The sequence below is a fragment of the uncultured Algoriphagus sp. genome, assembly GCF_963974835.1.
Classification (GTDB): domain Bacteria; phylum Bacteroidota; class Bacteroidia; order Cytophagales; family Cyclobacteriaceae; genus Algoriphagus.
The window spans coordinates 1-13,742 of sequence record NZ_CAXBET010000024.1 but is presented as its reverse complement, the minus strand read 5'-3'; the positions used below and the strand labels follow the sequence as shown (position 1 = coordinate 13,742).

Below are 13,742 nucleotides of genomic sequence, written 5' to 3'. Positions count from 1 at the left end.
GGTATCTCCCTCAAACTTAACTTCAATTTGTGTCTGTCCATCAGTCCCCTGATAAATTTCGATTTGGTTTTCCATTCTAAACTCTAAAATTTTCTACTACACGCATTTCGGCATTTCCGACTTAACACCTTCTGTTTTATTTAGGCAACTTACTATCTTTTTCGCTAATGGGAATCAATATATGACCAAACAAACTAAGGACACGATTGACCTTGGATAGGTTTAGATTTTCCTTTCCTTGTTCGATTTTCCTGATTACTGTAAGTGCAACTCCAGCTTTATCGGCAAATTCTTCTTGAGTCATCCCCAACTGCTTTCTTCTGGTTTTTACAAATTCGGCTATGTGATTCATTCTATATGTATTTGCATATAAATTTAGACAAAAAGCCTAAATTATATGCTTTTGGATATAAATATTCCTGACCAAGTTTAGATGAGCCATAGAAATTCACTCTATCACTCAAATTTTTGGCTTTAATGAACTATAGAAATGAATTTAAAAGTCTAAAATTCCCCTAAAATTGACCACTGGCTTTTTTAAAAACTAACAGAATTAATCATGCATTGGTATGAGAAAAAAAAGAAAACTAATTGTAGCCTAATAAATAAAGAAGAGGCCGATCGACCTCTTCATTATTTCATTTTTAGATACTTGATGGTTTCCTGGCTTTGGACAAAGCCAAGAGTTCATAAACACAGGGGATTACGATCAGGTTGAGTAAGGTTGCTGAAATCAATCCTCCCAAAATCACCACCGCCATCGGGCTTTGGATCTCATTTCCTGGTTCGCTACCTTTCAAGACCAGAGGAATCAAAGCGAGTCCGTGGTAAAGGCTGTCATCAGAATAGGGTTTAATCTATCCAGTGCACCTGTTTTCAGAAGGTCCAGTCCCTTGTGTCCTTCTTTTCTCAGGTCTTCATACCTAGAAACTATCAAGATCCCGTTTCGGGTAGCGATACCAAAAAAGCTGATAAAGCCAATGGTTGCAGCAATGCTGATAATCCCCGAAGTAAAGTACAAGATCAAAATCCCTCCGATCAAGGCCAAAGGCAGGTTGATCAAAACGATGGCGGAGAGCTTGCTGTCTTTGAATTCAAGGTACAACAACCAGAAAATCACCAAAAAGGCCAGCAATGCTGTAAGAAGTAGCATTTGGGAAGCTTTTGCTTCGCTTTCGAACTGCCCATCATAAACGACTCTATACATCCAGCAATCAATTAGAATGTTGTGGTTTATTTTTAGGTGTTCTGTGAATTAAAGAGAGTATTAAGGATTTCAAAAATTAATTGTTTACTATTTTCAATTATCTACTTATCCTCGTCATTATGTCTGACGGACGTAATCCATTTGTATTAGGTTAGTTTTTTTTTGTGCATTAAGAGCTTACAACTACTCCCCGTCCTCGGATGATAAGATGGCCGGTAATCCACCATTCCACGGTCTTTTAATTCACTGATGCAGGTATGATAGGTGACTATACTTTTTATCCCTGAGAGTTTCATGATTTTACTTCGGGATATCTGAAAAGGATTACTGTGTTTCTGTTCTTTCCAGAGTTGGAGCATCGCCAAATAAACTGAAACACGGCTTGGTTGAAGATCTGGTTCTTTTACGATTCTTTCTACCAAATATTCCATTTTAAGAGCTATCATAGGCCGCGATTTTATTGTTTAAAAAGTGATTTTAGCTCTTCAGTTTTGTAGTAGTATAGCCCTGAGATTTTGACAGGATGCACTACACCGCGGATGCGTAAGTTCTGTAAGGCTGCATCGGATATGCTCAGCATTTTTTTGACATCCCTGCTTCTTAGCCATTCTTTGCTGTCCGTCTTGGGTTCATCCTGCTTTTCCAGCAGTTCCTTCAGGTCGGCAAACAGCTGAAAGCGTAGTGTTTCCAGGTCTTCTTTGGTGATTGTTTCCATGGTTTTTTGTTTTCAGGTTCTCTAGATTTAGTTTTTGTCCTTGTCCTCTTTGGAGGATAAGCTGACTTTGCTTTGACTCATCCGGTTGTAAGTAGGCAGGTAGTGGATGTAGCCGTATTCATGGAGCTGGCGGATGATTTTAAAATAAGTGGCAGTGCTGGATATCTTGGCTGATTTCATCAGCTCGTCACGCTTGATGGGAAAGGGTTCTTCGCCATCAAATTCTTCCCGTACATGGAGCAGCACGGAGAACAGCCCAATATGGGACAGACTGATCCTAGGATCTTTATCAATCCCGGACATAAAGTTCTCCAGTACTTTTTTTATTTGCTCCATCTTGGGGTGAAGGGTGAGTCAACCAGCTATTCCTGCACTTTTCCTTTTTCTAGTTTTCTTCGAGGGTAAATCTTCCGACTCCTCAGCTACATCCTTTTTCTGGGTTTTGGATTGTAATTCAGAGGCGGTTTCTTTCTGTGATTCTGAAGTCCTCATCTGGTTGGAGTCATACACATTGATGTTCTTAAATTGGGGACTTGCTTCTATAAAGCGTTTTTCCTCACCGCCTTCCAGTTGGAATGCGACCGATTGCCGGTTTCCTTTTTTTAGTGAATCCTGCAGTCTGGATAGATCCTCTGGATTATTGAGCTCCTTGATCGGATGTTTTTCCAAAGCCTTTTGCAGGTCAAAACCGTAATTCTCATGGAACTGCTTGAGTTTAAAGTTTCCCTGATTGTCGGTTTCCTTAAAGTCCAACTGCACCCAGGCATTGTATTTTTCCTGCTCTTTGTTGACCAGATCTTTGTTGACTGCCCGGCCATCCAACAAATTATAACCCTCTTTGAGGGTGATGTTATTGTCCTTTCCGATGTAGAAAGTCTGGTTGATGGCAGGTTCATCCTGTCCTGATTTGGTAAGACTCAGATCATACTTGTTGAAAAAATACATGTCTGTCATGCCTGATTTTCTGAAGTGAAGATTGGCATTTACCGTATCGCCCCCGAAATCAGCCTGATGTTTGAGTGAGAAATCGGTTTCACCTTTTTGAATCTGTTCTTTCAGGGGAGCTTCCAAAGAATCTCCGAATCCACTGTACTTGACCTGGTTTTTGAGGTAATCAAAGTTTTGTTCGTTCATGGCTTTTGTGTTTTTTGGTTAAAATTTAGGTATGTAAAACGTGTTGAATTTGCGTGATTTCTAATCCACCTTCATAGCATTCATCAGGTGTCGGTTTTTTACTTTGATCTTTAGGTGTCGTCCTCCGCTTTCTTCCATCATTTTGATTTTCAAATGCTTTTGATCGGGAATGGTGAATTTTGGAAGTACAACTACCAGCGTTTGGTTGGATTGGGCAGAGATGCGTTCTGCATTCCCATAAATCAAGAGTGGAGACTGTTCCAGCTCCTGGGATGCGCTGCGTTTGCTTTCCTTATTGTCCAGGATAAAAAGTCGAAACTGTTCGATGTCGTAAGGGATGTTGGTCTGGTTTTCCAGCCTGAGCTGAAAGTAAAGCAGGTCTTTTTCAATGTAAATTCCTGTCAGAGCAATCCCCGTCAAAAACCTTCGCTGGCGGAGGGCCGGCATGGACCTGTTTTTTGTGGCAACTTTTCTTGCTGTCTCTTCCAGTTCAGATTCTGCCTGAATCCGTTTCCCAAAATCTGCCAAGTCTGAAATGCCCGCTTGCTGGATTTTCAGATTGAGCTTTTGGGGGACTTCTTTATACTGAACCGCAAAGGAATAGAAGCTACCGTCCTCGGTTATTACGGTCAAATTGCTGTTCTGCAATTCACTGTTTTCAGCTTTGACCTGCAGGATGTTCTCAACAGCATTGGCTTTCTGAACGAGAATGTTGCGGTTTCCCCGATCCACGCTTTTTATCGCAAAGGGAAATATCAGGTTGGTGGTCATCTGATCGCTGATCTGGAGATGTGAGGCAGGGATGGACAGAGAAGCACCTTTGTAAATCCCTTGTGCGGTTAAATCAACGGTGGTAAGCAGGCCAAAGGCAGCAAATAGAATGATATGAGTAATTTTCATGTGTTTATAATTTGATTTTTAATGAACAAATTGCCTGTCCCGAATTTGATTCGGCAGAATCTTGCATTTCAGATAATCATACCTCTGTGTGGCGCTCTGGGGCATGCTCGATTTCATGTGATTAGATTTAAGTAGTCGGGAAATAATCACTTGTTCTCAATAATCCAGACCTGATAGCCTGCTTTGAGATTGACTTTGACCTGCCTGATCTTTTTGCCCAGGAAACTTTTTGCGGTTTCTATTCCGGCACTGGTAGCCTGGGCTTCCAGGGAATTGTCAAAGCTGCTGAAGCCCAGTCCCTGTAAGGCCTGACTTCCTGATTGCGTACTGATTTCCTGCGGAATGGAACCGGGAATCCTTATTCCTTCCATGCCGTCAGCATCATGGATGCGGAGATCCACTGGAATAATCGCTTCGGCTACCCGGATATGACGGATGGAAATCTTCAGCCGGTCTCCGTTCAAGGAAGCTACACCATACACCAGCTGGTCTTTGGGAATGATTACTCCTGCAATATTGGTTTCTTGGATTAAGCGCAACCTGACCGTTTCTCCTGAAACTAGCGTCTGCTCTTCATCGATTACTGCCTTGATCGATTGGGAAACCTTGAATTCTGTTTCATTGGTTTCCAATCCAAAGAAGCCGTTTTGTGCTGGGCTTTCATTCTTAATATCTGGTGATGGGTTATCCAGACTAGTGGAGTGTGGATTGGAAACTGTCGAAATGACTGGATGATAATTCTCGTTTAATGCTTTTCTTTCTGCTTCCACCCGTTGCTGCACCCTCTCTGGATGCTGGATGTCGAGTATTTTGTCCAGCAGTTCTGCCATCTGCTGAAATTCGGGATCTGGTTCAGCATGGGAATTTTGCATTTGCTGCATCATTTGATCCAGCCGGTCCAGATCCCCATCCAATCCTGAGTTTGATGGAATTGATGCGGAACTGACTTCATTAGGATGGGTAGCTGATGCAGTCAAAGGTTCAGGGCTCTCAGAAAGGGTTTTGTTGAGTGCTTCCAGTCTTTCCATAATCAATTCTTCCTGGGTATCACTGTACAAATTGGTGGAAAGGTGTTGACTTGATGTTTTTTCTTTCACTGGTAATTCCAATGATAGATGAGATTTACTTTCTGTTTTGGCATTGAATGCCATCCGGTAGTAGGGGTCTTTTTTGACTTCCTGAAAGTATCGGGAGGAGTCGGTATCGGAGCGCTGGTAATGACCCATTTTATCCAGGGATTTTTCCCCTGCTTCTCCTATTCCGGGAAGCTCCAGATTGAAACCTTTCTGCTTTTTGCCAACAGGTAAATGACCCGGACTTTTGCCTCCTCCCAATGCCCAAAAGGTCAGGGTCAGGAAGGGTATAGTCAGGATAGGGATCATCAGCAACAGCTGTCGCTTTTGCCGGAACTTTTGGTTGTTTGAATGATTCATAGCTATCGAGTTTGGATTTGGATGTCATAATTTTCAAGGGTAGTCCAGTTTTCAATGAGGAATCCATGGGGATTGTGCCCGCTTCTGGAGACAGTTCTTAAGTAGCCTTCTGTGATCAGTTGCCTGGTGACAATGGATCCGGTTCTGGTAAGAACCTGCTTGCCGTAGTACCTGAAATAGTAAGGGGTTTCCTCTAGGTCCACCTGCACACTGTCAGTCTGGATTTCCTGGCTGATATTTCCTGCAATGATGTTGGAGTAGTAATTGCTTTCCCGCAGGTTGTCGTACTGTCTTTTTGCGGACGCATCAGCCAAGTAAAGGGCTTTAGATGTATTGGCTTTGATTACTTTGTCGTCGGGGTCCAGCGTAAAGAAATACCGGTGGAAAGTTGAAATGTGGTCTTTGGCTTCGACAGAAAGGTTTTCTCTTCTGTCTGTCAACAAAGCTTCCAAAACCTTTCCATTGGCCAGGATATATACCTTTTGCTGCAATGCAGCAGTCAATTGCTGGCTTTGGTATAGGGTAAACCCTGAAAATAGTAGGCAGCCGATAATTATTACGAGCGTGAAAAGGCGGACTTGACGAAAGGCAGTATCTATATTTTTTGGTTTGGTAAACATGGTTGGTCTTTTTTAGCTGTTGTTCCCTTTGAGTTTGTCTGATTGGTACCCGTCCCCCTCATTGAAGTATCCCGAGGAGGTGCTATGAGAGGACATGGATTGGCGGAGTTTACCAACCTGATCTCCTAAGTAGTCTGCTGCCATGCCTGCACCTTTCCAAGCTCCTGTTCGTGCTGCCGCTACCGTTGTGGTCGTTCCTCTAGTAAAAAAGCTGGAAACTTTATGTGGCAACGTTCCTCCCGAAGCAGCGTGGACGATGTAGTTTGCCACTGAAGGCACTGAGAAATAGCCTATGATCCCAATGATTAAAAAGATCAGATACCCTGTATCGCTTGCCGAAAAGAAGGTGTCCCCTGTGCTTTCGATTTGTCCGATATCCAATACCAGCATTTTTTCCTGTACTGTGCTGATGATGGCCCCGAAGATATTGGCCACGGGAAGCCAGAGGTAGATATTGATGTAGCGGGCCAGCCAGACGGTCATCGTGTGATGGAAGCCGTCATAGACGGAGAGTCCAAAAACCAAGGGGCCCAGAATTGAAAGGACGATCAGCTGGAAGGTTCTTAGTGTATTGATGCAGAGCGCTGCAGCTTCAAAGAGCAACTGTAAAATTTCCGAAAGAGCTTGCTTGATCCAGTGCTTAAAATTGAAACTCCATTTTGCACCTTCAAATTCTAATTTGCTGCTGAGAGATTCCCACCAGGATTTGCCTGAATCACTGCCCTCAGGCAATCCTTCGGTATATTTAAGCCATTTTTCATAGTCTCCTTCGTGGTGGTTATTGCGGAACATCATTCCCTGAATGGTTCCTTTGACAAGTTCTTCTTTGTGTTTTAACAGATTTTCGATTGCCAGATTGGAATTGTCCACCATGGCTGCTGTGGCGGTAACGGTTGGGTTCATTACCCCGTTGATCAGTGATAAAACTGAGGGGAAAAGAAGAATACAAAAGCCAATGACAAAGGGACGGAACAGCGGATAGAAATCGATGGGTTCTGCTTGGGCGATGGAGCGCCAGACTCTGGTGGCGATATACCATAAGGCTCCAAAACCAGCTATTCCCTGTGCCACACTGATCAACTGGCTGCACAGAGGAATCATCTCGGTATATAGCTCTTCCAATACGCCATGCAGTCCTCTCTCATAGCCCACCTGGGCATGTGAAGTCACCGGGATAAGTATGGTTATTAAAAGTGCTGTGATGGATTTAAGAAGTGCTTTCATGATGGATGCTGGGATTAGTTGTCTCTTTTTTGGTAAAGCTTTCTGATTCCATCCAATTGTTTGGTTTCTCTAAATATGCTGATAGCCAGCACCTTGGTTTCCTCGTTGAATGCAGTCAGGAAGATCAGCTTGTCTTGGATATCACTATGGATGCGATCTATGGCTTCCATGCGTTCTTCATCGGACATTCTCAGTTTTCCCGCAGTCAATACCAGTGTCAGTTCATCGAGCTGTTGCAGACTTTTTTTAAACAGATTACCATATACTCGGGACAGGTAGGAGATTTCATTTATTGTAAACTGGCCTGATGCCTTGAATTCGGAAAATGCCTGTTTGTAATCCCTGACCAGCTTGAGCTGATAGCCAATGATTTCCGCTGTTTTGTGGTAGTTTTTGACAGCAGGACTGACCTGAAGGAGATTATTGAGGAAGGTTTCATGCAAGTTGAAGTTTCCCGATGCCAGGTTTTCAATCTGGGAATAGCCTGTCCTCAGGGTGGTGTACCCTTTTTCCAGATCTGAAAGGATCTGCTTGAGCTGTTCGAGTTTGGTGACGTTGAGCAGGAGCTGGGCAGCCTCGTCGGCCTGGGCTTTGGAGTTTTGAAGTCCAAGCGAAATGTATAGCGGAAGTAAGAAAATAAGGAATGGTTTCATAGCTGGTTTAGTCTTGGGATGGAAGAAATAGACTTTTCTGATGTTCGATTGCTTGGGATTCATGCTGCCGGTAAAGGCTTAGGTTTTGGCAGCTTTGGTAGAACCGCATGGTGTAGCCATAAACTTCCTGTATCTTTTCATGGATTTGGCTGAGTTGAGAAATCCGTTCAGAATCACTGAGATTCAATTGATTCTTATCCAGAAGGGTTTGGAGCTCAGTCAGGATATTATCGCAGGCTTTAGAAATGGAATGAAGCACATGACGGATGGTTTTTTCTTCTGAAGCAGTGAAGCTGTTTTCAGCAAAGAGTCTATTGGGAATCTCTAAAGTCAGTTGCCTAGTTTTGGAATAAAGGGTAACAGTACGTTCTGCTTGTGGATGCTTTTTGAGCAGGGGATTGACTGTAGAAAATGAGCTGAAATAAGTTTCATGCTGCGCGTAATCACCGTTCTTAATGGTATGCAACAAACCCAATCCTTTGGATGCTACTTCATAGCCTTCTTTGAGTACCGCTCCGTAGGCTTTCAAGGCAACGATCTGCTCTGCCAGATACTTCTTTTGGGTGTCTTTCTGCTTCCACCATTCATTCCAAGTTTGGGCATTGGTTGTCAGTGAAATACTGGCTAGATAGAAAATAAGAATCAGTCGTTTCATGTTTTTGAAATTTAATTGAGTGCTGCTTTAGCGGGTGATTCCGTAGAGAAGTTGGATCTGGTTGATCTCCTTGGTATTTGCAGCCCGTTGAAGACTGAGCTGCCCGTTGCTGAGATTGAAAGCGATCAGATCCTGATAGTTTTGGTCCACCTTTTTGGCAGTTTCATTGATCAGAGCCAATCTTTCCCCCTCGCTCATCTGCAGGGTAAAGGATTTGGCAAGCAAGACCATCTGGTCCAGGTTTTCCACTGTGGTTGCCAAAATACCTGCATAGACTCTGGCCATGTATTCCTTTTCGGAAGTGGTGAAATGACCGTCCTGTTGTATAATTGTCCAGACCTTTTTGTATTCTGACACGATCTGGGCCTGCTTCTGGGAGATTTCCCTGACCCGCTGAAAACCTGAGATCGCTGATTTGACAGTCTGCAATTCGTTGAAATAGCTCTGGTATAAATCCCGCTGTTTTTCTGTCCAGTCGGCGATTTGTTCCAGCTTGAGTTTGGATAAGGTGTTTTCCAATACCTTCTGGGCATTCTGCATCCAGAGGACTTTGTTTTGCTCGCGTTGGATTTTTAGGTCCATGGCCACAATGACTTTTTTCACACCCGCTTTGATGATTTCAAGGATGGCCAAGGGGACAGCTGCTTCACTCTGCCTTGGGGATAGTGTAAGGAAGGTGCACAGCAGGGTCAGAATTAGGCTTCTTCGGAGTATGTTTCTGTGGATTTTCATAAATAAATAGGTTCGGGGTGTGTTTTAGGAGTTTGATTCTGCACAAAGGGCTGCAATTCCCTTTTGGATGGAGCCAAAGCGTTCGGCATACTCCATGACCCTGATTTTCTCGGTTTCCTCGGTGGTATAGGCCAGGTATTCTTCTTTGGAAACTTCAGTGCGGTAAACCTTGGAAAGCGCTCCTCCCAAGCTGATAAATACCTCCTTGTATTTTCGTTTGGGATCATTGGCCTTGTTGACAGATAGCACCATAGCCCGTTCCTTATCGGTAAGCCCCAGGAGTTGCTGGATCTGATCAAACTTGTTCTGGTATTTGGATTGATCGAGCAGAATTTTACAGTCACTGTTGTTGATGATTGCCTGTTTGACTACCGGAGAGCTGATGATGTCCTCTACCTCCTGGGTGACTACGATGGCTTCCCCATAGAATTTGCGTACAGTTTTAAACAGGTATTTGATGTATTCAGCCATGCCTTCCTTTGCAATGGCTTTCCAGGCTTCTTCGATCAGTATTAGTTTGCGGATACCCTTCAGCTTGCGCATTTTATTGATAAAGACCTCCATGATAATGATGGTCACCACAGGGAAGAGGATGGGATGGTCTTTGATATTGTCCAGCTCAAAGACGATGAAGCGTTCCTGAAGTAAGTCCAGATTTTCAGAAGCATTAAGCAGGTAGTCGAATTCCCCACCACGGTAATAGGGGCGCAGCACATAAAGGAAATTGCCGATATCAAAGTCTTTCTCTTTTACCTTGTCGGATGTGAGTGCTTCCTGAAAATCTGATTGCAGGTATTCATAAAAACTGTTGAAACTTGGAAACTGGGATTTTTCTGAATGCAACTTTTCGTAATAGCCTTTTAGGGCATTGGAAAGGGCAACGTATTCACTTCGCTTAAAGGTCTCATTGTCCTTTTTCCAGAGGGCAAGCAGAAGCGTCTTGATGCTTTCTTTCTTCTCGGTGTCCAGTTGATCTCCTTCGGCAATGAAGAATGGGTTAAAGCGGATGGGATTCTGTTCATCGTAGGTGAAATAGTAGCCCTTAACCATATCACAGAGGCCTTTGTAGGAATGGCCCACATCCACCAATACCACATGGGTTCCCTGCTCGTAATAGCTTCGGATCAGGTGGTTGGTAAAAAAGGATTTCCCTGAGCCACTGGGGCCGAGGATAAATTTGTTCCGGTTGGTGCAGATTCCTCTTTTTACCGGTTCGTCGGAAAGATCCACATGGATAGGCCTTCCGGTCTGTCGATCTCCTAATCTTATCCCAAAGGGACTGATGGAATTTTGATAGCCAGTTTCCAAATTGAGAAAGCAACTAGCCTGTTCAATGAAAGTGTCGAAGCTATCATTCATCGGGAAGTCAGCACTGTTTCCGGGTATCCCGGCCCAAAAGAGCTGTGGCGCCCCGACGGTTTCTTCTTTGACCGAAGCTTCCATCTGGGAAAAGGCGGAGCCTACCTGTTTTTTAATCTCTGAAAGTTGGTCGTGATCTTCTGTCCAGGCCAGGATATTGAAATGTGCCTTGACCGGAATGCGTTGTTGGCCGATAGCTTCATTGAGAAAATCGTTGGTAGCATCCCTTGCAATGGAATTTTCCCTGCTGTAATTGGCCAGTGACTGGAGCCGGAGCCGTTTGGACTCCAGTTCTTTGAGGGTTTGCTGAGTGTCACCTATAAATATGTACTGGTTGTAGATATGGTTGCACGGGAGCAGCTGGCCTAGGGAAGAAGCAAAACCAACACTGAACTTTGTGGTGTCTGTACTGTATTTGTCGTAGTTGATCCGGGAGCCACAGAGCAAAGGGAGATCATCGGTTTCACTTATACTGAAAATTCTGCAGGACTTGTTTCCGACCTGAAGGCTCGGTTTAAAACGGATATCGGAAATCCAGACCGGTTTTTTATCACCTGTCAAATTGCAGTATTTTTCCAGAATCCCTAACTGAGTTTGATTGCTATACAGCCAATCCTCTTTCAGTCTGCTCAGGCTAACAAATGCGCTATCAGTTAGGATTCGCTCAAACTGTCCACAGGCATCCAGAAAATCAGGGAGTGCAAGGGGTAAATTCAGCTCTTCAGGAATAATATGGGAGCGGAGTAGGGTGGAGAACAGACTACTGGATGGTTTTCTGTTTTTGGGTTTCAGGGTAATAAACAGGTAGCAGGTATGAGCGAGAAAAGGTCTTTCATGGAAAAAGCGCTCACTGCTCCGGTTCAGGAAACTGGGGTTGTTTTTGCTGAAATCTGCCTGATGGCTGCTTTCGGTAAACCAATCCTGCTTGTGGAGAATGCTGTTTTTGGGCAGGGTTTTAATTGCCTTAATCCAGGCCTGATGAAAGGCTTCGTAATCCCGGTCACTCAGTGTAAAGATTTCAGGAAGAATGGCCTGATAGGCTACCGTGATATCTCCCATTTTGGAAAGAATACAGTCCTGTTCTACGCTCATTATCGGGAAATGCTTTTCAAGTAATCGTTCCATGGGAATCAGTGGTTAGGTGATGAAGGATTGATTTAGCTTTGTGATAATATGGTTATTTGCTTGTGGTTTTAACCTTTCGGAAAACCCCTCTGGATTTGAGGCGGATCGCGTGGGGAACTTGGCGGTAGGCGAGTTTTTTGCCCAGTCCATGTTCCCCATAAGTTTTGCTGAGCCGGTATATCTGGATGATTAGTAGGGTTCCTAAAATTCCTACAATGGCAAGACAGATAAACGGATTGATTCCGAGAATATAGAGAATGGCAAAAAGGATAAGTAGTGCCAGCACACCGGCAGCTAGGTACCAGATGTACTGGGCTTTTAATCCTTTAAATTCTATGGGTTTGTTGATCCCTTTGTTGATTTTGTAGACGCTGTTGGCCATGGTTAGGAGATTTAAAAAGATGGTTGATTAGACCCCGAAGAAGGATTGGATGACAGTGGCTACTACCACCAGAAACACACAGCTGCCGAACCAGGCAGCAGCGACTTTTCCGGTATCGGGGTCACCCGCATTCCATTTTTGATAGACTTTCACTGCCCCGATCAAACCGAGAATGGCACCGATGGCATACATCAGACTGGTACCTGCGGCGAAGTAACTTCTGACCTGACGGTCTGCTTCGGCTATCCCTGCCAGGCCGTCCTGGGCCTGTGCTGAAATAGAAATTAGTAAGAGGAGGAAAGCGGAGGAGAAAGCTTTTCGATCGCTTGCTTTGACGCGGTTTGTTGGCTTTTTAATTGGAAGGAAATTTAGAAGTGTTGGTATGTGTATATTTTGAAAGCGTATTGGGAAGGGAAATCTGAATGGCGGTTTATACCGTCCAGATCGTTTCAAGTTCAGATTCGCTGATATTGTGGCGGGTTTGTTTGGGGATGTTTTCTGAGAGGTAATTACTAATGGCAACCCGGTAGGCGGGATCCCGAAGCCCGGGGTGGCTGGACAAGACTTCGCTTAGCTGCTTAAGCAGAAGTTTCTTGTCTGTCATGTTTTCCGCCCTTCCGAGTATGCCTTGGATTTCCGCAACCGTGAGCTCCAGTTCTTCAAAGCGATCAGCTTCCGTTGAGTCAGTCCTGCTCGGCTTCCGTTCCTTTTCCTGCTGACCGGTTGGATTGAACTGCAATGATTTTCCGGAAATCAGGCTGCGGAGTTCTTTGGGGTAGTATAGTCCTATTATCATTAGGTAATAGGTTGTGATGCCTATTGCCAAAGTGATAAAATAGTTGTTCCAGGTAATTGCTTCCAACATGGGATTTCTGTTTTGTTGATGCGGGTTTGTTTCCCGCTGACAGAAGCAAATTTGTGTGTTGTTAATCCCTGTTTTTTACACCGTTGTGGTAGCTACCAAAAAAAGTTTTGAAAAAGATGGAATGGATCCACGTTAAAAAGAAATGGTCTCAAAAGATTATTGGTAATGAAGATATCAGACTTTTCAAATTAGAATCTAATCCAATATACACACAAGTCTACATCCAAAGTATAGTGTACATATGTGAGAATGAAGAAGCTTTACATAATTGCAGGATGTAAGGGGGCTGGAAAAACAACTGCTTCTTAAACCGTGTTGCCAGAAATTCTTGATTGTAGGGAATTTGTGAATGCAGATGAAATTGCAAGAGGACTTTCTCCTTTTCAACTTGAAAAGGCAGGGATTGAAGCTGGCAGGTTGATTCCCTGCTATCAGCTGGAGAGAACTTTGCATTTGAGACAACCCTTTCAACCCTCACTTATGTAAGCTTTGTTGAAAAGGCAAAAAAGTTAAACTACCAGACTACCTGTCTGTTTTTTTGGCTTCCATCTGCGGAATTGGCAATTTTGGATTTGCAACAAAAAACTGGACAATAGATTAAGCTGCTTTTGATTAATATGATTTTTCGAATTGTTCGGGTGAAAGGTATTTCAAATAGGAGTGTTTTCTCTTTTTGTTGTACTAGATTTCAATGAATTCAAAGATTTCGATTCTAGTCTGTTCGTACTGAAGCTTGTG

The 13,742-nt window shown here is 43.7% G+C and carries 16 protein-coding genes and 2 pseudogenes; all 18 read right to left on the bottom strand.

Translation table 11 applies throughout. The annotated features are described in order from the left end of the window. Window positions 1-136 precede the first annotated feature (136 nt). Window positions 137-352 carry a helix-turn-helix transcriptional regulator gene (locus AACZ73_RS22370; RefSeq protein ID WP_339881200.1) on the bottom strand — a complete coding sequence of 72 codons (216 nt, stop codon included), beginning with the start codon at window positions 350-352 and terminating at the stop codon, window positions 137-139. A gap of 292 nt (window positions 353-644) precedes the next feature. Continuing rightward, window positions 645-1,153: pseudogene (locus AACZ73_RS22365) on the bottom strand (efflux RND transporter permease subunit). A gap of 200 nt (window positions 1,154-1,353) precedes the next feature. Then, entirely contained in the window at window positions 1,354-1,653 is a 300-nt protein-coding gene (locus tag AACZ73_RS22360; protein WP_339881199.1) for a hypothetical protein, read from the bottom strand. Between the two features lie 11 nt (window positions 1,654-1,664). Beyond that, complete coding sequence (locus AACZ73_RS22355; RefSeq protein ID WP_091694980.1) at window positions 1,665-1,922, bottom strand: DNA-binding protein; 258 nt, start codon at window positions 1,920-1,922, stop codon at window positions 1,665-1,667. Between the two features lie 27 nt (window positions 1,923-1,949). Further along, entirely contained in the window at window positions 1,950-2,258 is a 309-nt protein-coding gene (locus AACZ73_RS22350; protein WP_339881196.1) for a hypothetical protein, read from the bottom strand. Between the two features lie 18 nt (window positions 2,259-2,276). Further along, window positions 2,277-3,056, bottom strand: a complete 780-nt coding sequence (locus tag AACZ73_RS22345; RefSeq protein ID WP_339881194.1) for a hypothetical protein — start codon at window positions 3,054-3,056, stop codon at window positions 2,277-2,279. Window positions 3,057-3,116: 60 nt separating this feature from the next. Beyond that, a complete protein-coding gene (gene traN / locus AACZ73_RS22340; RefSeq protein WP_339881192.1) occupies window positions 3,117-3,956 on the bottom strand; it encodes a conjugative transposon protein TraN in 840 nt (279 codons plus the stop codon). A 146-nt stretch (window positions 3,957-4,102) separates the two neighbouring features. Beyond that, a complete protein-coding gene (gene traM, locus AACZ73_RS22335; RefSeq protein WP_339881190.1) occupies window positions 4,103-5,389 on the bottom strand; it encodes a conjugative transposon protein TraM in 1,287 nt (428 codons plus the stop codon). 2 nt (window positions 5,390-5,391) lie between these two features. Continuing rightward, window positions 5,392-6,009 (bottom strand): conjugative transposon protein TraK, encoded by a 618-nt coding sequence (gene traK, locus AACZ73_RS22330; RefSeq protein WP_339881188.1) that lies wholly within the window; start codon window positions 6,007-6,009, stop codon window positions 5,392-5,394. Between the two features lie 12 nt (window positions 6,010-6,021). Then, window positions 6,022-7,233, bottom strand: a complete 1,212-nt coding sequence (traJ, locus tag AACZ73_RS22325; protein ID WP_339881186.1) for a conjugative transposon protein TraJ — start codon at window positions 7,231-7,233, stop codon at window positions 6,022-6,024. Window positions 7,234-7,247: 14 nt separating this feature from the next. Beyond that, window positions 7,248-7,886 (bottom strand): TerB family tellurite resistance protein, encoded by a 639-nt coding sequence (locus AACZ73_RS22320; RefSeq protein WP_339881184.1) that lies wholly within the window; start codon window positions 7,884-7,886, stop codon window positions 7,248-7,250. Window positions 7,887-7,893: 7 nt separating this feature from the next. Further along, entirely contained in the window at window positions 7,894-8,541 is a 648-nt protein-coding gene (locus AACZ73_RS22315) for a hypothetical protein (RefSeq protein WP_339881182.1), read from the bottom strand. Between the two features lie 27 nt (window positions 8,542-8,568). Further along, a complete protein-coding gene (locus AACZ73_RS22310) occupies window positions 8,569-9,273 on the bottom strand; it encodes a conjugal transfer protein TraI (protein WP_339881181.1) in 705 nt (234 codons plus the stop codon). A 24-nt stretch (window positions 9,274-9,297) separates the two neighbouring features. Next, window positions 9,298-11,757 (bottom strand): TraG family conjugative transposon ATPase, encoded by a 2,460-nt coding sequence (locus AACZ73_RS22305; protein ID WP_339881180.1) that lies wholly within the window; start codon window positions 11,755-11,757, stop codon window positions 9,298-9,300. A gap of 52 nt (window positions 11,758-11,809) precedes the next feature. Further along, window positions 11,810-12,139, bottom strand: coding sequence for a DUF4133 domain-containing protein (locus tag AACZ73_RS22300; RefSeq protein WP_339881178.1), 330 nt, complete (start codon window positions 12,137-12,139; stop codon window positions 11,810-11,812). Between the two features lie 27 nt (window positions 12,140-12,166). Next, window positions 12,167-12,496 (bottom strand): DUF4134 domain-containing protein, encoded by a 330-nt coding sequence (locus tag AACZ73_RS22295; RefSeq protein ID WP_339881236.1) that lies wholly within the window; start codon window positions 12,494-12,496, stop codon window positions 12,167-12,169. A 73-nt stretch (window positions 12,497-12,569) separates the two neighbouring features. Further along, window positions 12,570-13,004: a hypothetical protein gene (locus tag AACZ73_RS22290; protein ID WP_339881177.1), complete on the bottom strand. Its 435-nt coding sequence runs from the start codon at window positions 13,002-13,004 to the stop codon at window positions 12,570-12,572. A gap of 612 nt (window positions 13,005-13,616) precedes the next feature. Next, window positions 13,617-13,742 (bottom strand): annotated as a pseudogene (locus AACZ73_RS22285) (IS3 family transposase); the annotation flags it as partial.

Coding starts and splice junctions, on each gene's coding strand:
- AACZ73_RS22370 (WP_339881200.1), bottom strand. CDS start 352: ATGAATCACATAGCCGAATTTGTAAAAACCAGAAGAAAGCAGTTGGGG.
- AACZ73_RS22360 (WP_339881199.1), bottom strand. CDS start 1,653: ATGATAGCTCTTAAAATGGAATATTTGGTAGAAAGAATCGTAAAAGAA.
- AACZ73_RS22355 (WP_091694980.1), bottom strand. CDS start 1,922: ATGGAAACAATCACCAAAGAAGACCTGGAAACACTACGCTTTCAGCTG.
- AACZ73_RS22350 (WP_339881196.1), bottom strand. CDS start 2,258: ATGGAGCAAATAAAAAAAGTACTGGAGAACTTTATGTCCGGGATTGAT.
- AACZ73_RS22345 (WP_339881194.1), bottom strand. CDS start 3,056: ATGAACGAACAAAACTTTGATTACCTCAAAAACCAGGTCAAGTACAGT.
- traN (WP_339881192.1), bottom strand. CDS start 3,956: ATGAAAATTACTCATATCATTCTATTTGCTGCCTTTGGCCTGCTTACC.
- traM (WP_339881190.1), bottom strand. CDS start 5,389: ATGAATCATTCAAACAACCAAAAGTTCCGGCAAAAGCGACAGCTGTTG.
- traK (WP_339881188.1), bottom strand. CDS start 6,009: ATGTTTACCAAACCAAAAAATATAGATACTGCCTTTCGTCAAGTCCGC.
- traJ (WP_339881186.1), bottom strand. CDS start 7,233: ATGAAAGCACTTCTTAAATCCATCACAGCACTTTTAATAACCATACTT.
- AACZ73_RS22320 (WP_339881184.1), bottom strand. CDS start 7,886: ATGAAACCATTCCTTATTTTCTTACTTCCGCTATACATTTCGCTTGGA.
- AACZ73_RS22315 (WP_339881182.1), bottom strand. CDS start 8,541: ATGAAACGACTGATTCTTATTTTCTATCTAGCCAGTATTTCACTGACA.
- AACZ73_RS22310 (WP_339881181.1), bottom strand. CDS start 9,273: ATGAAAATCCACAGAAACATACTCCGAAGAAGCCTAATTCTGACCCTG.
- AACZ73_RS22305 (WP_339881180.1), bottom strand. CDS start 11,757: ATGGAACGATTACTTGAAAAGCATTTCCCGATAATGAGCGTAGAACAG.
- AACZ73_RS22300 (WP_339881178.1), bottom strand. CDS start 12,139: ATGGCCAACAGCGTCTACAAAATCAACAAAGGGATCAACAAACCCATA.
- AACZ73_RS22290 (WP_339881177.1), bottom strand. CDS start 13,004: ATGTTGGAAGCAATTACCTGGAACAACTATTTTATCACTTTGGCAATA.